This window comes from Flavobacterium anhuiense, from assembly GCF_004151235.1.
GTDB classification, from domain to species: Bacteria; Bacteroidota; Bacteroidia; order Flavobacteriales; family Flavobacteriaceae; genus Flavobacterium; species Flavobacterium anhuiense_A.
Map to the genome: position 1 here is coordinate 13655 of NZ_JUIV01000031.1, position 19958 is coordinate 33612.

18 protein-coding genes are annotated in these 19958 nt (G+C 33.5%); 2 read left to right on the forward strand and 16 right to left on the reverse strand.

Translation table 11 applies throughout. From position 1 onward, the window contains the following. Positions 1–16: 16 nt before the first annotated feature. The 11 genes from coaE to NU08_RS21640 all read right to left on the reverse strand — a co-directional run bounded on the left by coaE (position 17) and on the right by NU08_RS21640 (position 10049). Entirely contained in the window at positions 17–613 is a 597-nt protein-coding gene (gene coaE, locus NU08_RS21590; RefSeq protein ID WP_129749107.1) for a dephospho-CoA kinase, read from the reverse strand. 2 nt (positions 614–615) lie between these two features. Then, positions 616–1614, reverse strand: a complete 999-nt coding sequence (locus NU08_RS21595) for a glycosyltransferase (RefSeq protein WP_129749108.1) — start codon at positions 1612–1614, stop codon at positions 616–618. A gap of 126 nt (positions 1615–1740) precedes the next feature. Next, positions 1741–2931, reverse strand: coding sequence for an enoyl-ACP reductase FabV (fabV, locus tag NU08_RS21600; protein ID WP_129749109.1), 1191 nt, complete (start codon positions 2929–2931; stop codon positions 1741–1743). Between the two features lie 21 nt (positions 2932–2952). Further along, positions 2953–3474 carry a tetratricopeptide repeat protein gene (locus NU08_RS21605; RefSeq protein ID WP_129749110.1) on the reverse strand — a complete coding sequence of 174 codons (522 nt, stop codon included), beginning with the start codon at positions 3472–3474 and terminating at the stop codon, positions 2953–2955. Positions 3475–3483: 9 nt separating this feature from the next. Beyond that, positions 3484–5136 (reverse strand): DNA repair protein RecN, encoded by a 1653-nt coding sequence (gene recN, locus NU08_RS21610; protein ID WP_129749111.1) that lies wholly within the window; start codon positions 5134–5136, stop codon positions 3484–3486. 65 nt (positions 5137–5201) lie between these two features. Beyond that, a complete protein-coding gene (locus NU08_RS21615) occupies positions 5202–6086 on the reverse strand; it encodes a DUF4835 family protein (RefSeq protein ID WP_129749112.1) in 885 nt (294 codons plus the stop codon). Positions 6087–6150: 64 nt separating this feature from the next. Continuing rightward, a complete protein-coding gene (gene coaBC / locus NU08_RS21620; RefSeq protein WP_129749113.1) occupies positions 6151–7371 on the reverse strand; it encodes a bifunctional phosphopantothenoylcysteine decarboxylase/phosphopantothenate--cysteine ligase CoaBC in 1221 nt (406 codons plus the stop codon). A gap of 7 nt (positions 7372–7378) precedes the next feature. Beyond that, complete coding sequence (locus tag NU08_RS21625) at positions 7379–7696, reverse strand: DNA-directed RNA polymerase subunit omega (RefSeq protein ID WP_008463064.1); 318 nt, start codon at positions 7694–7696, stop codon at positions 7379–7381. A 9-nt stretch (positions 7697–7705) separates the two neighbouring features. Next, on the reverse strand, positions 7706–8500 hold the full coding sequence (locus tag NU08_RS21630; RefSeq protein WP_129749114.1) for an outer membrane protein assembly factor BamD: 795 nt from the start codon (positions 8498–8500) through the stop codon (positions 7706–7708). 139 nt (positions 8501–8639) lie between these two features. Further along, on the reverse strand, positions 8640–9521 hold the full coding sequence (gene dapA / locus NU08_RS21635) for a 4-hydroxy-tetrahydrodipicolinate synthase (RefSeq protein ID WP_129749115.1): 882 nt from the start codon (positions 9519–9521) through the stop codon (positions 8640–8642). Positions 9522–9536: 15 nt separating this feature from the next. Further along, positions 9537–10049, reverse strand: coding sequence for a DUF6913 domain-containing protein (locus NU08_RS21640; RefSeq protein ID WP_129749116.1), 513 nt, complete (start codon positions 10047–10049; stop codon positions 9537–9539). Between the two features lie 47 nt (positions 10050–10096). Here NU08_RS21640 and NU08_RS21645 point away from each other — a divergent pair, with 47 nt between their 5' ends. Next, complete coding sequence (locus NU08_RS21645) at positions 10097–10876, forward strand: 5'-nucleotidase C-terminal domain-containing protein (protein ID WP_129749117.1); 780 nt, start codon at positions 10097–10099, stop codon at positions 10874–10876. 132 nt (positions 10877–11008) lie between these two features. Next, the gene (locus NU08_RS21650) at positions 11009–11920 is read left to right on the forward strand and encodes a bifunctional metallophosphatase/5'-nucleotidase (protein WP_129749118.1); all 912 of its coding nucleotides are present in this window, start codon (positions 11009–11011) and stop codon (positions 11918–11920) included. Here the strand turns inward: NU08_RS21650 and NU08_RS21655 are convergent. From NU08_RS21655 to NU08_RS21675, 5 genes are all read right to left on the reverse strand, one after another. Further along, a complete protein-coding gene (locus NU08_RS21655; protein ID WP_129749119.1) occupies positions 11907–12599 on the reverse strand; it encodes a hypothetical protein in 693 nt (230 codons plus the stop codon). The genes NU08_RS21650 and NU08_RS21655 overlap by 14 nt on opposite strands. Next, positions 12589–14592 carry an NAD-dependent DNA ligase LigA gene (gene ligA, locus NU08_RS21660; RefSeq protein ID WP_129749120.1) on the reverse strand — a complete coding sequence of 668 codons (2004 nt, stop codon included), beginning with the start codon at positions 14590–14592 and terminating at the stop codon, positions 12589–12591. Before ligA ends, NU08_RS21655 begins: the two co-directional genes overlap by 11 nt. Positions 14593–14835: 243 nt before the next feature. Beyond that, positions 14836–16773: an OmpA family protein gene (locus tag NU08_RS21665; RefSeq protein WP_129749121.1), complete on the reverse strand. Its 1938-nt coding sequence runs from the start codon at positions 16771–16773 to the stop codon at positions 14836–14838. A gap of 11 nt (positions 16774–16784) precedes the next feature. Beyond that, the gene (locus NU08_RS21670) at positions 16785–17717 is read right to left on the reverse strand and encodes a type IX secretion system membrane protein PorP/SprF (RefSeq protein WP_129749122.1); all 933 of its coding nucleotides are present in this window, start codon (positions 17715–17717) and stop codon (positions 16785–16787) included. 47 nt (positions 17718–17764) lie between these two features. Further along, a partial coding sequence (locus NU08_RS21675) for a gliding motility-associated C-terminal domain-containing protein (protein WP_129749123.1) occupies positions 17765–19958 on the reverse strand: 2194 nt, incomplete at its 5' end.

Here is a 19958-nt window from a genome sequence, read left to right on the forward strand (position 1 = left end):
AACCAAATATTAACATTTAAGACTGTTTTTGTTTTATATTTAAAATTTTAAGAATTTTAACAACTTCTTCTTTAGCATTTTTAAGATTATTGTTATTAATCACGAAATTGCTCTTAGAAATTCGTTTTTCATCATTCCACTGCATTTTCATTCTACTCACAACTTGTTCTCGGGTAGTTTTATCTCGTTTTATAACACGATCAATTCTCACTTCTTCTGGAGCTGTAACGGTTATAATTACATCACAATCTTTATATCGGCCGCTTTCAAATAAAATAGCGGCTTCATAAATTACATAATCTTGATTTTTATGTTCTTTCACCCATTCTTCAAAATCCAATTTTACTGCTGGGTGTACAATTGCATTCAATTTTGCCAATTGCTCTTTGTCATTAAAAACTATCTGTGCTAATTTGGCACGATTTAAAATATCACCATCAAAAATATTGCCACCAAAAGCAGATTTTAATTCTGCAAGAATATTTTTTGACTGCATTACCCTTTTAGCGCCGTCATCAGCAATGTAAACAGGAACACCCATTTCTTGAAAATAGTTTGCAACGGTAGTTTTTCCGCTGCCAATTCCTCCTGTAAGACCAATAACTTTTGCCATTCTTATAATTTAAAAAACATACGCGGAAAAGCTTCTTGAGGTTTTTTCTTTAACAAAATCACTTTCACATATGATTTTAAAAATCCTGTTCCGTAACCATAAAACTGTTTCCACACTGCTATTACAGATAAGTACCCAATTTTGACGCTTTTGTTTTGAATACTTGATGTAAGAAAAATTATAACGAAATATACAAAATATAATTGTAATAAAATATCGATATTAAAAATTAACAATAAAAAAGCTAATAATAATCCAAGTATAAAAAATGTCGGAAAGAAAAAAGTCAATTTATTATGCTCTGGATACCAACTATTTAAAATTGGTCTTGCGATACCAAATTTATTAACCTGAACTGAAAATTTCTCCCAGTCGATTCTTCTTTTATGATACACATAAGCCTCTTTAAACAATCTTGTTTCAAATCCAAGATTCCATAAACGGATCGATAAATCTGGATCTTCTCCTGGATGGATATTTCCAAAACCTTTTGAAGCTTCAAAAGCTTTTTTAGAAATTCCCATATTAAAACTACGCGGCTGAAACTTATTGATTTTCTCAGAACCGCCTCTAATTCCACCTGTTGTCAAAAAGGAAGTCATAGCAAAATTGATTGCTTTTTGAATATCCGAAAAACTATCAAGCGCTTTGTCTGGACCGCCAAAACAGTCTACATAATTTGCATCTAATTCTTTGCGAACTTCTGTCAAATATTGTGATGGAATGATACAATCTGAATCAAAAATGATAAAATAATCTCCTCTAGCCCTCTGCATTCCGAAATTTCGAGAATCTCCCGGACCTGAGTTTTCTTTAAAATAATATGAAATATTTAATTTTCCTTGATAATTCATCACCACATCTCGACATGGCACTGAAGATCCATCTTCGACAAGAACAATTTCAAAAGCTTCATTATAATCAGATTTTGAGAGACTTTCCAAAAGCTCATCAACTTCATCTGGACGATTATACACGGGTATAATTAAAGAAAAAATCATAGCAGAATGCGCGTTATTAAAGGGTATATTTTTAGTGTTGTAAAATTTTAACAAAGATATGGTATATTCACAAAAAAACCATCAACTTTTGGCTGATGGTTTTTCGATTTACTAAGTAAACTAGTATTATTTGATGCTTTCAATCTCAACAACTTCGTTAGTGTCTGCGTTGTAATCAACACCTGGAACTTCAAATCCGAATAAGTTTAAGAAATCATTTCTGTATCCTGCTAAATCACCAATTTCTGGCAATGTTTCAGTTGTAGCTTCTAACCAAAGTTTAGCCACTTTTTCCTGAACATCTTCACGCATTTCCCAGTCGTCAATTCTGATTCTTCCTTTTTCATCAACAGGAACTTCAGAACCAGTGTATAATCTATCTTGGAACAAACGCTGAATTTGCTCGATACAACCTTCGTGAATTCCTTCTTCTTTCATGATTTTATATAAAAGAGAAATATATAACGGAATTACTGGAATTGCAGAACTTGCTTGTGTAACCAAAGCTTTATTTACAGAAACATACGCTTTTCCTCCAATAGATTTTAAAGAATCACCGATAGTAAATGCAGTAGCCTCTAAATGATCTTTAGCACGACCAATTGTTCCTTTACGGTAAACTGCTTCAGTCAATGCTGGCCCAATATAAGAATAAGCAACTGTTGTAGCTCCTTCAGCTAATAAATTTTCAGCTTTTAAAGCTTCAATCCACATTGCCCAGTCTTCTCCACCCATAACAGCAACTGTATTTTCAATATCTTCCTCATTTGCAGGAGTAATTGAAACATCAGAAACTTTTCCTGTATGGAAATCAACTGTTTTGTTTGTAAACGTCTGCCCAATTGGTTTTAAAACTGAACGGTGCGTAACGCCTGTATTTGGATTTGTACGCACTGGAGATGCTAAACTATAAATTACAAGATCTACTTGACCTAAATCAGCTTTAATTAAATCTAAAGTTTCTCTTTTTATTTCATTTGAGAATGCATCTCCGTTAATGCTTTTTGCATATAAACCTGCTTTGTGAGCTTCTTTTTCAAATGCCGCTGAATTGTACCATCCTGGAGACGCAGTTTTTCCTTCAACTGGCGGTTTTTCAAAAAACACTCCAATTGTTGATGCACCAGAACCAAAAGCACTAGTAATTCTTGAAGCTAATCCGAAACCTGTAGAAGCACCGATTACCAAAACTTTTTTAGCTCCAGCAATTTCTCCTTTAGATTTTACGTATTCGATTTGATTTTTTACATTTTGTTCAGCTCCCGTTGGGTGGGCAGTCAAACAAATAAATCCTCTCATTCTAGGTTCTATAATCATCTTGCAATTATTTTTTTTGTATTATTTCAATTTCAGTTTTAATTTTTCAAAAATAGACATTTTATCCTTAACCCTTTTCATATTAGCCTTCATATTGTCAATAAAATTTGGGTTTAATGCATTTTTCACAGCTTCTTTATAATACCCATAAGCCACAATATATTGGTTTTCGTATTCCGCCATTCTTCCTAATTCACTGTTATAAGAAGAGTTATCAGCATTTTCTAGATTTGCTAATGCAAAATCAATATGCTCTTTTGCTTCGGCATATCTCCCAATATCAATTAGCAGATAAGTATAATTTAAGTATGGAGCAGGATATTTAGGATCAAATTTCATAGCCAATTTATAGTGATAGATTCCTCTTTCGTAATCACTTAGCTTGTTATAATAAATCCATCCCAGATGATTATGTGCTTTTCCAAAATCAGGATATTGCGATAAGATTTCTTCCAGCAATTCCTTTGCATCTGCCGAATTCCCTTCAGAAATTAACGAATCTGCTTTAATAAACTGATTTTCGTAAAAACTCAGACTTTCCATTTTTATCTTTTAATTCAATAATTCTTTTGCATGATTCAAAGCTGAATCAGAAATATTTGCTCCTGAAAGCATTTGAGCTATTTCTGTAATTCTTTCTTCATGAGACAATAATCGTAATTCTGACTGGGTATCATTTCCAACTGTAGCTTTAGAAACTTTGAAGTGCGAATCTCCTTTTGCTGCAATTTGAGGCAAATGAGTAATAGCAAATATCTGCATCGTTGTGCTCATTTCTTTCATAATCTCTCCCATTCTAATTGCAATTTCTCCAGAAACTCCCGTATCAATTTCATCAAAAATTAAGGTTGGCAATTTTGAATATTTAGCCAAAATCGCTTTCACAGCCAACATAATACGAGACATCTCCCCTCCTGAAGCTACTTTTTTCAGCAAACCAAAATCAGTTCCTTTATTGGCAGAGAATAAAAATTGCAATTCGTCTTTTCCGTTTTGAAAATAGTTTTCTGAAGGCAACAATTCCATATTAAAACGAGCATTCGGCATTCCTAATGTTTCTAAAATAGCAACCAATTGTGCTGATAGATTCGGGATTGCATTAACTCTGTTTTCATGTATTTTAGAAGCATAATTATCCAATTCTGATGCTTTTTCTTCGATAATTTTAGACAAAGAAACAATCTCTTCATCCATATTATCCAATTCTAATAAAGAGTTCCCTAAATCTGATTGGATTTGAAGAAGATCATCTACAGAACTCACCTGATGTTTTTTCTGCAAATTATAAATCAGCTGTAATTTTTGATTTATCAATTCTAACTGAGCCGGATCATTTAATAATTTCTCTGAACAGTTTTCCAATTCTTTAGAAATATCATCAAACTCAATTGTCAAACTTGTAATTCTTTCGAATAGATTTTGATATTCTGGCGAAAAAGGAGCTACTTTTTGCAATGCATTTTTGATTTCATTCAAATTATGAAAAACGCCAAATTGTTCTTCATTGGCAATTGCCAAAGATTTATCTAGAGATTCCTTAATTATCTCAACATTATTCAGTTTTTCGTAGTCGGCTTCTAATTCTTCTTGTTCTCCAGATTTTAACTGTGCTGAAACCAATTCATTTAATAAAAATGTATGGTATTCTTGTTCCTTGCTTGCATCACTTTGTTTTTTAAGTAATGCGCTTAACTTAGATTTATCTGATTTATAAGATTTCAGCAGTTTTTGATATTCAGCGATTACATCTGAATTATTCGCAATGGCATCAATAATTTTAAACTGAACGCTCTCATCAGAAAGTTCCTGAGTTTGCTGTTGCGAATGAATATCAATTAAATACAAACTTAAATCTTGCAATTCCTGAAGATTTACGGGGCTATCATTTATAAAAGCACGAGATTTACCAGAAGGAAGAATTTCTCTTCTTATGATTGTCTCATCTTCATAATCTAAATCATTAGCCTCAAAAAAATCTTTTAAATTGTATTTTCCGATTTCAAACTGTGCTTCAATAACACATTTTTCTTCTTTATTCTTTAACGAAGTAAGATCTGCTCTCTTTCCCAAAACAAGACCGATAGCTCCCAAAATAATCGATTTTCCTGCACCTGTCTCACCTGTTATTATAGAAAAACCTTTAGAAAAATCTATGGCTAGCTTTTCGATAAGAGCATAATTTTTAATTGACAGCGATGTAATCATAGGGCGATTTGGTAAAAATAAAAGTTATAATGATAAATATAAAGATTGTCAAAAGAGAAACGAGATTAGTATTTAATCTGTGACCATTTGGTAGAGTTTAACGGTGAAACTTTATTCAAAACATCCGTTAAATCTGTAATTGGAATACTTGGTCCGCCAGAAAAAATAGAAACAATTTCATCTGATTTTGCGTCAAAGAAAACTCGAGTTATAAAAGCATTTGGTTTTACTGAATTTAGTTTTCCTATTAACAGCAAAGCATTTTTTATTTTTTCTTTTGCAGCTTTTTGATCCAATGTCATTGCATCCAATCCTGTATGATAAGCATAAGTTGTTTGGCGTAGATCGCTATAAGTTGGCGCGATCATATCATTAATCAAATAATAACGATTTTGTAATCCGTCTGATTGATTCCACCCTTTAAATCCGCCTTGTTGCGCCACATTGGCAATATTTTGCGCAGTTTGAAGATATGGATTTCCTGCACCCATTTGAAAAGTGTCAGCATCCATACCTAAAATCATATAACAATAAAAAGAGATTACAGAAACTAAATTTGAATCATAAGTGTTAGGATTAAATAACAATGGCTCGTATTCTGTATATCTAAAGTTAAAATCTTTATCGTTATAATTCAAAACAGGAGAAGAATATGTAGAATTAAAAATCAACCTAGAAGACTGAACTTGAATGGTTCCTGTAAATTGATCTGAACTATTTGATGACAAAGTAATATACATCGAACAGTTTATTCTCTCGTTTTGTTTTAAAACTGATCCTGTCCAGTCTGTTTTATTTACAAATTCAGCCAAAGATGTCTGAAGTGTTTTAAAAACCTGATTATTTGGATTTGTCAGACGTTCTGTATTGATAGTTACTGTACAATTTAGCTGTTGAGCTTGTACAAAACCAAAGCTTAAAAACACTAATAGCGTAACTAATTTATTCATAATCGTCTAAATATTTAATTTTACAAACATAAATTGCTTCCAAATTATGCTTTCGGCGTATATTTTAAATTGATGATTTTGAAAAATGCAGAATAACCTTATTCAAAATATCAGCCGCTACAGATTCTTTTAATTTCAATTCCATTGGTTCCATTTCAAAATTTTTATCAATAAATGTTACTTTATTGGTTTCTTTTTTAAAACCGGCACCTTTATCTTGTAAGGAATTTAAAACAATCAAATCTAAGTTTTTTTTCTGAATTTTCAGCTTAGCATTTTCAATTTCATTTTCGGTTTCTAAAGCAAATCCAATTAAAAACTGATTTTTTTTGATGGCACCCAAAGAAGACAGTATGTCTTTTGTCTTTTCCAGCTCTATTGAAAATTCTTCTGTAGTTTTCTTAATTTTCTGGTCTGCAACAAATTTAGGCCTGTAGTCTGCAACAGCCGCAGCTGCAATTGCCGCATCAACTTCATTAAAATACAAATGACAAGCATCATACATTTCTTGAGCTGAAACAACATCGACCACTTTTATTAGACTATTTTTAGCTTTTAAATGAGTCGGACCCGCAATCAAAAATACTTCTGCTCCTAAGCTCGCTGCTTCATTGGCAATATCAAACCCCATTTTACCAGAAGAATGATTTCCAATAAAACGCACAGGATCTATCGCTTCGTATGTTGGACCAGCAGTAACAAGTATTTTTTTTCCTTTTAGCGGCAATTTACTTTCTAAATCAGCTTCAAGAAAAGCAACAATATTTTCAGGTTCAGCCATTCGGCCTTCTCCAGATAAACCGCTAGCCAATTCTCCGCTTTCAGCAGGAATCATAATGTTTCCATACTGTTTTAATGCAGTAAAACTCGATAAAGTTGAAGGATGCTTGTACATATCCAAGTCCATTGCAGGTGCAAAATAAACTGGGCATTTTGCCGATAAATAGGTAGCAATTAAAAGATTATCGCAATTTCCCGTCGCCATTTTAGACAAAGTATTTGCAGTAGCAGGCGCAACCAGCATAAAATCTGCCCAAAGAGCCAATTCTACATGATTGTTCCAAACCTCATCTTCATCATCTTGATTAAAAAAACTTGAATGTACTGGATTTTTTGATAAGGTAGATAATGTAAGTGGAGTTACAAAATCCTTAGAAGCAGGTGTCATGATCACTTGGACATGTGCACCTGCTTTTATAAAAAGTCGTACTAAAGTGGCTGTTTTATAGGCTGCAATTCCACCGGAAACACCCAGTAAAATCTTTTTCCCGTTTAAAACTGACATTGTACTATTATTTGTTTGAACTTCTGTGGTAAGTTTTACCGTCTAACCATTCTTGAACAGCTAAAGCGTGTGGTTTTGGTAATTTTTCGTAAAATTTAGAAACTTCAATTTGTTCTTTATTTTCAAAAACTTCCTCTAGACTATCATTATAAGTAGCAAACTCTTCTAATTTTTCAGTCAATTCTTTTTTAATCTCTGAATTAATTTGATTTGCTCTTTTAGCCATAATGGTAATTGCCTCATACACATTTCCTGTTGGCTCTTCAATAACTGTTTTGTTGTAAGTTATTGTGTTTACAGGAGCATTCGTCTTTTTTAAATCCATGACTTTATTTTATTTAGTAAATTTTTGTAAATCTGTTTCAACTCTGGCATTCATTTCGTCTGCCTTTTCTTTGTATTTTGTATCGCTTTTAAACTTCAATAGATTAGCATAAGCAGTTTGCGCAACATGCAGACGCTCTTCCATTTTTGAAGGAACACTGTTAATTGCCAATTGATATGCTGAATCGTATTTATAAAACAATGCATCTTCTTTTAAAGGCGTTCCAGGAAAATCAGCTATAAAGTTATCAAAAGCTATTATTGCCGATTTATAATCGGAAATTGTATTGTATCCTTTAGCATTTTCATATGCTTTTTTCTCTAATTTTCCATTCAATTTTTGCACAGCCTCGTTTGCTTGAGGAATGTATTCTGAGTTTGGATAATTATCAATAAAAGCCTGTAATTTTTCTAATGCTTTTACGGTATCAGCTTGATCTAAACTGTAAACTGGCGATAATTTAGAGTAGCTATATGCCCCCAAAAAAGCAGCTTCCTGTACTTTTTCACTTCGTGGATAACCTGAAACAAACGCTTCAAACTGATAACCAGCCAAATAGTATTGTTTTGTTTTATAATACGATTGTGAAAACATGTAAAACAGCTTTTCTGCCTGAGGTTTTCCTCGGTAAGAAGTGGCTAATTGCTCAAAAAGACGAATCGCTTTTGTGTATTTACCGGCATCATACATTTTTGTTGCCATTTCAAATTTTGCTGCAACATCTTCATTTTTCAACGCTTTTTGATATTCTCCACAAGAATAAAAAAGAGTTACAACAATTAAAAGCAATACTGTTTTTTTCATTTTCTTACTGTTATTACAATCTCAGACAATTAATTATGCCAAAGTGAAATCGCACCGAAGTTTCGGTGGCAAATTTAGTTATTAATTTAGCTACTGCAAAATAATTTTTTAGTATCTTAAAATACTAACACTTTAACAATTATTTAATGCTGTTTTTTACAAACTCATTAAGCCTTGCCGCTAGAGAATCATCAACAGAAACCAAAGGAAGACGAACAGTATTTTCAGCAATTCCAAGCGCTTGGAAGATTTGTTTGATTCCGGCTGGATTTCCCTGCTCAAAAATCATATCGATACTGTCTGATAAAAAGTAATGTATTTTGAAAGCATCTGCTGCTTTTTTATTCAATCCTAAACGAATCATTTCTGAAAATTCTTTAGGAAAACCTTGTCCAATTACAGAAATAACTCCTGCTCCACCCGCTAAAACGATTGGAAGCGCCAGCATATCATCTCCAGAAATCACTAAGAAATCTTTTGGAGCATTTTTAATAATCTGCATTGCTTGAGCCATATCTCCAGCAGCTTCTTTAATCGCTACAACATTTTTAAAATCGTTAGCCAAACGCACCACTGTTGAAGGAAGCATGTTGCTTGCTGTTCTTCCAGGAACGTTATATAGAATTACAGGAACTGGAGAAGCCTCAGCAATTGCTTTAAAGTGCTGATAAATTCCTTCCTGAGTAGGTTTATTATAATATGGAGAAACAGATAATATCGCTTCAAAAGCAGAAAAATCTCTTGTTTTTAACTCTTCTACAATCTGCATAGTATTATTACCTCCAACTCCTAGAACTAGAGGCAGTCTTCCCTTATTCACATCGATTACAGTCTTTATAACCAATTCTTTCTCTTCTGCTGTAAGGGTTGCATTTTCTGCCGTTGTTCCCATCACAACAAGATACTCCACTCCTCCATCTATAGAGAAGTTTACAATTCGCTGTAAAGCTTCAATGTCAACTGAAAAATCTTTTTTAAATGGCGTTACAAGTGCAACTCCAGTTCCTATCAATGATTGCATATTAATAATTATAATTTATTTTATATTTTTTAAATACCTAAACAATTCTGAAACGAACAGTTTATAGTTTCCTAATCCCGTATTAATCATCAAACGATTCAGATTTTGATCTACAGCAGAAAATCCTACTTTAAATTTAGCTTTTGATTTGCTGGTTGCCAACATCAAAAAAACATTTTCAACGTCATAATAACTCAGCAAAAGATCAAATTTTGAATTTATAAATTCATTCAAAAAACCTTCTGTAATTTCACCGTTCCAATTGATGTGTTTTTTACCAAAAGTTGGACGAGAATAGGTCTCTTTTTCCTTAAATTTTTCCCTGTAAGCGAGAACTTTTATATTTTCTAAAGCGATTCCGTGGAGCGTTAACTCCTTTATTAATGCTTCTGAAGATTCAAAAGTACTCTCATCTATCAATAAACCAATTGTTTGAACGTTTTTAGTAAATACTTCGCTTTTTTCATTATTTAAATTAACATTTAATGATTTTTTTACAAAAAACTCCTTTATATAATTCAAAAACATAGTACTTTTACCAGATTACAAAATTAATTATTTAAGTTGCATTTAAAATGGTAAAACTAAAAAAGTATAACGGATTTTTAAAACTTTTTGTTATATTCTTAACACTTTTTTCAATCTCTTCTTGTAGTACAAAAAACTACAATCTAACTAAAATTGAGGGAAAACAAGTTCCAGTTACTGAAAAAGCTGGAGAAACTTCTGAAATTGAAAACTTCATTAAACCTTATCGTGATCATATTAATCAGGATTTGGATAACGTATTGGCTTATTGCCCAGAAACTCTTGACAAAAGCACAGGAAAATGGCAAACTGGCATTGGAAGCTTAATGGCAGATGTTTGTGTGCAAAGAGGTAATATTGTTTTTAACGCTCGTGAAAAGAAAGATATTGATGTATGCCTTTTAAATCATGGCGGTATTCGCGCTATTCTTCCCAAAGGGAATGTTACAACTAGAACGGCTTTTGAAATTATGCCTTTTGAAAATAGTTTGGTTGTGATGGCCTTAAAAGGAGATCAGATCTTAGAAATTGCTGCCTATATTATTAAGGAGAAAAAACCTCAGCCTTTGTCTGGAATGACTTTTACTATTACAAAAGATAACAAGGCAAAAGACATAATGGTTCAAGGCAAACCGCTTGATCTAAACAAAACGTATTATGTTGCTACAAATGACTATTTGGCAAATGGCGGAGACAGTATGACTTTCTTTGCAAAAAGCACTCAAAAGTTTGACTTAAACTACAAACTTAGAGATGTTTTGATTGATTATTTTAAAGAAGTAGACACCGTAGTTGCTCCAAAAAATATCAGAATAACAGAAGAATAAAAGAGTTTGCCGCGAATTACACAAATTTGCACAAATTTTTAAATGATTGAAAAACCAATTCGTGTTAATTCGTGAAATTGGTGGCTAAAAAAAATAAAACGACATAGCGCCTCTGGCAAAAAAATATATAAAATGAAAAGAAGAGAGTTTATCGAAAAAACAGCAGCAAGTACTGCCCTACTAAGTTTAGGATTGTCTTTGAGCAGTTTTGAAAGTAACGATATTAAGCATCTAACAATTCTACATACGAATGATGTGCACAGCCACATTGACCCATTTCCTGCTGATGATCCGCGTAATCCTAATAAAGGCGGTGTTTCTCGTCGTGCAGCTTTGATTGAAACTATCCGTAGAGAAAATCCTAATGTTCTTTTGCTAGATGCTGGAGATATTTTTCAAGGAACACCATACTTTAATTATTATGGGGGCGAATTGGAATTTAAACTCATGAGCATGATGAAATACGATGCTTCAACAATTGGAAACCACGATTTTGATAATGGTCTTGACGGTTTATACGCACAGCTTCCGCATGCAAGTTTCGATTTTATCAATTCTAATTATGATTTCAAAAACACGGTTATGGATGGGCATGTTAAACCATACAAAATCTTTAACAAAAACGGAATTAAAGTTGGTGTTTTTGGTGTTGGAATTGAACTTCAAGGTTTAGTAGACAAAAAATTATACTTAGAAACGGTTTATAATAATCCTGTTGAAGTTGCTCAGGATATGACAAAACTTTTAAAACAAGAACAAAAATGCGATTTAGTAATTTGTCTTTCACACTTAGGCTACAAATACAAAGATGAGCCAACTAAAATAAGCGATTTGACATTTGCTGCACAAACTCAGGATATAGATCTTATTATTGGAGGCCACACACATACTTTCTTGGATAAACCTACAATAGTAAAGAACAAGGCTGGGAAAGATGTGCTGGTAAATCAAGTGGGATGCTACGGAATTAATTTAGGCCGTATCGATTTCTATTTTAACAAAGACAAAGCACATACAAACCAAAGCGCTACTATTGTGGTATAGTCTTTCTTTGAATTCTAGCTTTTTCTAAAAAGTATTCTACCATAAAGAAATAAGCTAGGATTTGAGTTGTATCTCGTATTAGGACTAGAACAACCGAATACGAGAAATACTCATTAAAAATATAAAAGATATCAGAGAAGATGTAGCTTATTGCCATGAGCGACATTAGTAAAGCTATATGTGTACCTTTTGTGATGTAACTTACAAAACAGAAATAGCTTAATATACTGAGAACGATTCCGTATACAGTGTAAATCCAAATAAATTTTCTCATACTGTCAAGCTGCAGACTCAAAACAGAAATCAATAAATACACTATAAAAACAACTACAATAGAAATTGGCAAAATATCTCGTTTAGTTAGTTTTATCCGTTCATGTTCTCTAATAAATAAGGTAACAATTAAGCTATAGACCACCAGAAAGCAAAGCACTCCTCCTAATTCGGAACTTTCTACATCCATCAAATCATAAACTTGTCCAACAAAACAAAAGAGAAAAATGACACCTTCTGTTTTTTTTATTTCGAACTCACTGCTAATTAAATAATAAATAAAAATAGCAGGAAGAACAATCGCTTTTGAGTATGTCGCAAAAACTTCTTGCTGAGTCCAATCAAAAATAATTGTACACAACAAGGCAAAAAAGAACAAAATTAATGACGGTTTATTAAGCTTCATTCAGTTTGTTTATAAAATCTTCTTCTGATAATATAGGGATGTTTAGCTTTGTTGCTTTTTCCAGTTTTGCTGGTCCCATATTATCTCCTGCCACTACAAAATCTGTTTTTGCAGAAATTGAGCTTCCTACTTTTCCTCCGTTATCTTCGATGGCTTTCTTTAGTTCGTCTCTAGAAAATTGACTAAAAACGCCAGAAACCACAAAAGTTTTTCCAACAAATTTATCAGTAGCATTTGGGTTTATTTTTTCTTCAATTTCAAATTGAATTCCATAACTTTTTAATCGTTCAATAATTTTTTGGTTTTCTTCATTTTCGAAGAATTCAATCACACTTTTGGCAATTCTTTCTCCAATTTCATCAACCAGAACTAAATCCATTAATGAAGCTTGGGCTAAAGCATCGATATTCTTATAATGTTTGGCTAATTTTTTAGCTACAGTTTCTCCCACAAAACGGATTCCAAGCGCAAACAATACGCTCTCAAACGGAATTTCTTTTGATTTCTGAACTCCATTTACCAAATTTTCTGCAGATTTCTGAGCCATTCTTTCCAAATGCAGGATATCTTCGACTCTCAACTCGTACAAATCAGCATAATTATGCACTAAACCATTCTTAAATAACAAAGCAACTGTTTCGCCTCCAAGGCCTTCAATATCCATTGCTTTTCTTGAAATATAATGCTGGATTCTTCCAATAATCTGCGGAGGACATCCATAAAAATTAGGACAATAATGATTGGCTTCACCTACATTTCGAACCAATTCGGTGTGGCATTCTGGACAATAAGCAATATAATGGGTTGGTTCTGAATTTTCAGGACGTTTTTCTAAATCTACTGCAATGATTTTTGGAATGATTTCTCCCCCTTTTTCAACAAAAACAGTATCGTTTATTCTGATGTCTAATTTTTCTATCTGATCAGCATTATGAAGAGAAGCTCTTTTCACAATGGTACCTGCAAGCTGTACAGGCTCCAAATTCGCCACTGGTGTTATAGCTCCCGTTCTTCCGACTTGATACGAAATTGATTTTAATACAGTTGAAACTTGTTCTGATTTGAATTTGTAAGCAATTGCCCAACGTGGTGATTTTGCTGTATAACCTAATTCTTCCTGATGCTGAATACTATTGACCTTTATCACAACTCCATCTGTTTCATAAGGTAAATTATGGCGGTGAGTATCCCAATGATCAATAAAGTCAAAAACCTCATCCATACTGTTGACTAGTTTTGCTTCCATAGGCACTTTAAAACCCCAGCTTCTAGCCAGTTCCAATCCTTCATATTGAGTCTTGAATGGCAAATTATTCCCTGTTACAAAATAAAGAAGACACTCCAGCGGACGTTTGGCAACCTCAGCGCTGTCTTGCAATTTCAAACTTCCTGAAGCTGTGTTTCTTGGATTTGAATAAGGTGTTTCACCAATCTCTATTAATTCCTGATTCATCTTTTCAAAACCAGCAAATGGAAGAATTATTTCGCCTCGAATATCAAATTTATCTGGATAATTTCCTTTTAAATGCAAAGGAACTGATTTGATTGTTTTAATATTAGTTGTTACCTCATCACCTTGAAAACCATCTCCACGCGTTAAGGCCTGAACTAATTTCCCGTTTTCATAAGTAATGCTTATTGAAGCTCCATCATATTTTAATTCGCAAGTATATTGCAAACTAACATTTCCTAAAACTTTCTGAATACGGTTTTCCCAATCCAAAAGGTCTTCTTTAGAATAAGAATTATCCAAAGAATACATTCTATACTGATGCGCAACTGTTTTGAAATTTTTGGTAACAGCTCCACCAACTCTTTGTGTTGGTGAGTTTTCGTCAAAAAACTCTGGATGTTTATCTTCTAAATCCTGAAGTTCTTTTAGTTTAATATCAAAATCATAATCTGAAATTGTAGCATTGTCTAACACATAGTAATTATAGTTGTGTTGATTAAGTTCATTTCGTAATGCTTGAATGGTCTCTTGAATGCTCATAAATTGTAAAATATTGCAGATTATTGTAATGAAAAACTGAATATCAAAATTAGAATTTATTTTTGTTACAATGCAGAAAAAATAAAAGTTTTAGAAATCAAAAATCAGACTGCAAATTCATGCAGCCTGATTTTCTCCTTGTCCATTATTCTTAAAAAAGAATTAAAAAAAACCAACTTCCAAATGGTTTCGACGTTTTATATTTTTAACTGAAAATCAACATTTTACAGCGCAAATATAAAATTATTTTTGAATAATGATAAAGTCTGAACGTCTATTTAACAGATGCTCTTCTTCAGAACATTTTACACCATTTTTACATTTATTAATTAATCGGGTTTCTCCATACCCAATGGCACTTTCAATTCTAGAAGCATCTACGCCTTGCGAAAGGATATAATCTCGAGTTGATTTTGCTCTATTGTCTGAAAGTTTCAAATTATAGGAATCTTTTCCTCGCGAATCGGTATGAGATTCAATTTTGATTCTAATGTTTGGAAATTTTTGCATAATGAACACAACCTTAGTTAATTCTTCTACGGCTTTTGGCGTAATGTTGTATTTATCGTAGTCAAAATAAATAGGGTTTACATCTACTTTTTCAACTCCTTGTTTTTTAACCACCAAATCATCATAATTGCTTAATTCAAAATTCACATCTTTTATTTCGCCACCATTTTGATCTGTTGTTTCTACAGTTTTATCGTCACTGCTGTAATTTGGTTTTGCAGCAATCATTTTGACTACTTTATTACAAGGAACTTCGATAGCATATTTTCCATCAAAATTTGTTTTGGTTTCTCCTAAAACTTCGCTAAAAGAATTGTATGCCATGATCGTAACATCTGTTAAAGGCTTTTTCGTTTTTCGATCTATTGCCATTCCAGAAATACTTTGGTTGCAAACTGGTTTTCCTTTTACGAAAGAATAAATATCATCGTCTCCTTTTCCTCCTGCTCTATTTGAAGAGAAATAGCCGTAAGCATCTGTTTTGTCAATTATAAAAGAAAAGTCATCTTTATTACTATTAATAGGAGCCCCAAGGTTCTTTGGCACTGAAAAAGTTCCGTCAGCTTGAAGTTTGCTTTCGTAAACATCCAAATCTCCCCAGCCGTAGTGTCCATCAGATGAAAAATATAAAACTCCGTTTTGAAAGAAAGGGAACACTTCATTACCTATCGTATTAATATTTGGTCCTAGATTTTGAGGTGAACTCATTGTTCCATCAGCCGCTATTTTTACCATGTACAAATCGGTTTCTCCTTGTCCACCTGGCATGTCTGAAGCAAAGAAAAGCAATTTTCCATCTTCACTTAGTGAAGGGTGTCCAACAGAGTAATCATCGCTGTCAAAAAACACTTTTTCTGGATTTTCCAGTTTATTATTAACAATAGATCCTTTTACAATTTGGAAATTATTTACTCTTGCTTCATCAACAACCAATTTGTTTTTCTTTACAATATTCGTCGAATAATAAATCGTTTTTCCCTGATTGTCAAAACTTGCCGTTGCTTCGTGATATTTGGTCATTACATTTGGAAGAAAAACCGTTTCATTGAATAAATTTCCATCTGCTGGATTTCTTTCTGCGATATACAGGTTAAGAAAAGGCTGATTGTTCCAAGTATACAATTTTTCACTAAACTTTGTAGTATCACGAGCCGAAGTAAATACGACATTGTCTTTAAAAAATGTAGCTCCAAAATCTGACTTACTGGTATTGATATCTAAATTTTTAATGGTATAAAGAGGTTTTGCCTTTGCTACGCTATCCATATATTTCTTTTGGGCAACGTATCGGTTAATCTCTGCTTTATCACCTTTTTTATCTAAATACTCTTTTGTGATTTTATCTGCTTCATCATAATCCATAACTGCTTTCATAGATTGGATGTAACGCAAATAGTAAATATCAGTCAGATTATTTCCTTGCACTTCATACAACTTTCTGTACCATTTAAGTGCATTTCTAGAATCAGAAATAAAATAATAGGAATCTGCTGCATTCTTCAAAGTCTGTGCTGAAGGATCTTTTATGTTTTGCAAACATTCTTCATAAGCTTTGGAAGCATCCGAATAAGAAAAGCTTCTAAACAAAGCATCGGCTTTCTTTAAGTTAGTTTTTTGAGCGAAACTAAACGTAACGCTCAAAATTAAACATAGGATATATAGTTTTCTCATAAGTTTTGTTTTTAGAAGAATCGAGGAGATTTAATTTTACTTTGTTTTTGCACAAATTGATAACGCAAGATGAATTCGTGAGAACCATCATTGTATTTGTTCAATTGACTTACAGTGTAATCAAAAGCATATCCAAGAAAGAAACTTGGTGAAATTTGAAAACCTGCCAGTATACTTACCGAATCATCTGTTCGATAAGCTCCTCCTATAACAAACTTTTCCTGAATCATGAAATTTGCCGATATATCTGCTGTAAGTGGAGCACCACTCACTGCTTTTACTAAAAATGCTGGTTTAAATTTCAAATTTGGATTCAAATCAAAAACATAACCTCCCATTAAATAGTAATGCATACGATCATAATTAATAGACTCTTGAACATCGTCATAGTAATCATTCTGAATAAAACTCGGAATAGAAAATCCTACATACCATTTTTCTGTATAATAGTAAACTCCTGCTCCAACTGCTAGTTTCATCTGATTGTTAATATTCTGATTTAACAAAACATCATCATCATCGTAGTATCTTCCTTTAGACCAATCGATGTTTAACATCCTAGTACCAGCTTTTACACCAAAAGCCAATCTTTGTTCATAGCCAAGAGGTATTGAATAAGAGAAATTTCCATCCAAATACAGTTCATTTGAAGGTCCGATTTTATCATTTACAACGCTTAAACCTACTCCTAGTTTTTCATTTCTAAGTGGAGAATGAATGGAGAAAGATTGTGTTTCTGGAGCGCCTGGCATTCCTACCCATTGAGAACGATATAAAAGTGCTGCTTCTATGGTTCCGGTAGATCCAGCATACGCTGGATTTACCGCCATAGTGTTATACATATACTGCGTATATTCGGGATCTTGTTGTGCCGAAGCGCAAACCGTAATAAAAGAACATATTAAAATTAAATATGTTTCTAATGATTTTATATATAGTTTCATAACGATACTTATTTAGTTTAATTAATTAGATGATTAATAGAAGTGGGTTATCTCATGATAGACAACCATCCTTTTTTAACCGTTCCATCTCCAATGGTTATCACATAAAAATAAGTACCTGTTGGCAGCATATCTCCTCTATTAATTACACCGGATACATTTGCTGTTCCGTTCCAATCATTTTCATAATGTGCTTTACTATACACTAACGCTCCGTATCTGTTAAATACTTTCAGCTCGTTGTTTGGATAAGACTCAATACAGTCTATTCTGAACAAATCGTTTTTGCCATCATTGTTTGGCGTAAACTCATTGTAAACAGTTAAACAAATTGGCACTAATGTTACCGAAGCTGAATTATTTGATGCATCAACATCTAAAGGAGTTGAAGTTTCGACAGTTGCTACAGCAGTATAATTTCCATTTGGCAGAACTTCTGCAACAATTGTCAATACTACACTTTGACCTGCATTTAATGTTGGTATTGTCCAAAGCTGTGTTGCTGGGTCATATGTTCCTGATGTTGCAGATGAACTCACTAATTGTAGACCGCTAGGAAGTAAATCACTAACAAGTGTGTTAATAAAATCGCCTTCACCTACATTGTTTACTGTAATAGTAAAGGTTACTTGATCACCAAAATTTGGAGTTGGATTATCAACTGTATGAGTAATCGTTAGATCTGAACAACTTTCTACAGTAACATTTAAAGTCTTCATTGTTCTTTCGTCACAATTGTTAACATAAGCTACAGTTACAGTTCCTGGTCCTATGTCTGACCAAGAAACGGTTACAGACCCATCGTTTGTACCTCCGCCTGAGATAATAGTACCTCCGTTAATAGTCCATACATAATTAGACTTTCCATTTGCAATTGAATAAGTTACACCTTTGAATACACATGGAGTATCATCTGTAGAAGTAAGTTGAACTGCAGCATCATTTTCAAATGCAATGGTAATTCCTAATCTTGGTCCGTTATCACAACCATTAAATGTATTAGCTAACGCCCCTGCATAATAAGTAGTTGCCGTAAGCGGAGTGGTACTTGCTAATGGAGTTCCACCAGTTGCAGACGCATACCAAACCACATTTGGTTCGTTTACCAAAATATTAGCTAATGTTGGCAAAGCAGACAAACAGAATGTCTGTGTTGTTCTTGGTGTTGTAATCACACTTGGTGAATTTACATTTACCGTAACAGCTAATCTTGTTGGATTTTCACAACCTATAGCGCTTGAAACCGCTCCATAATAAGTACCTGTCGTAAGAGCTGTTGTTGGTGGAATTGCAGTTCCTCCTGCAGCTGTGCTATACCAAACCACATTTGCTTCGTTTACTTGAATATTTGCCACCGTAGGCGAATTTAAAGTACAGAAGTTTTGAGTTGTATTAGCTGTAGTTGGCGTAGGGCTCGGATCTACTATTGTTACCTTTACCTGAAGACGAGTTGAGCTTTCACAACCTGCTGGATCAACAATACTTCCAAAATATACTCCAGAAGTAAGCGCTGTTCCTGCAGGAATAGCAGTTCCTCCAGTTGAAACTGTAAACCATGTTACATTGCTTTCATTTACTTGAATATTTGCAATAGTTGGTGCATTAGCAGAACAGAAAGTCTGTGCTGCATTGTTTGTTGTTGGATTTATTGTATTACCAACCGTTACAGCGACTTGCAATCTCACGCTACTTTCGCATCCTGTTGCTGGATCTTTAATTGCTCCAAAGTAAGTAGCTGTTGTTAATGCAGCTGTCGAAGCTAAAGCAGTTCCACCAGTTTGCGTTGTGTACCAAACTACATTGCTTTCGTTCACTTGAATATTAGCAACAGTTGGGTTTGTCCCTGTACAGAAAGTCTGTGTCGCAGCATTTGTTGTTGGCGTTGCTGGATCCGTTACATTCACATCAACCGATAATCTTGTAGTGCTTTCACAACCTGTTGCTGGGTCTGAAATTGCTGCATAGTATGTGCCGCTTGTTAAAGCTGTAGCTGATGGAATCAACGTTCCGCCTGTTAAAGCTGTGTACCAAACTATGTTTGTTTGATTGAACTGTACGCTTGCAAAAGTTGGAGCATTTACCATACAGAAGTTTTGCTGTCCAGGTGTTACTAAAGTCGGTGTTCCTGGATCGCTTACAATCACGTCAACCGCCAATCTTACAGCGCTCTCGCAGCCTGTTGCCGGATCTGAGATTGCCGAATAGTATGTGCCGCTTGTTAAAGCTGTAGCTGATGGAATC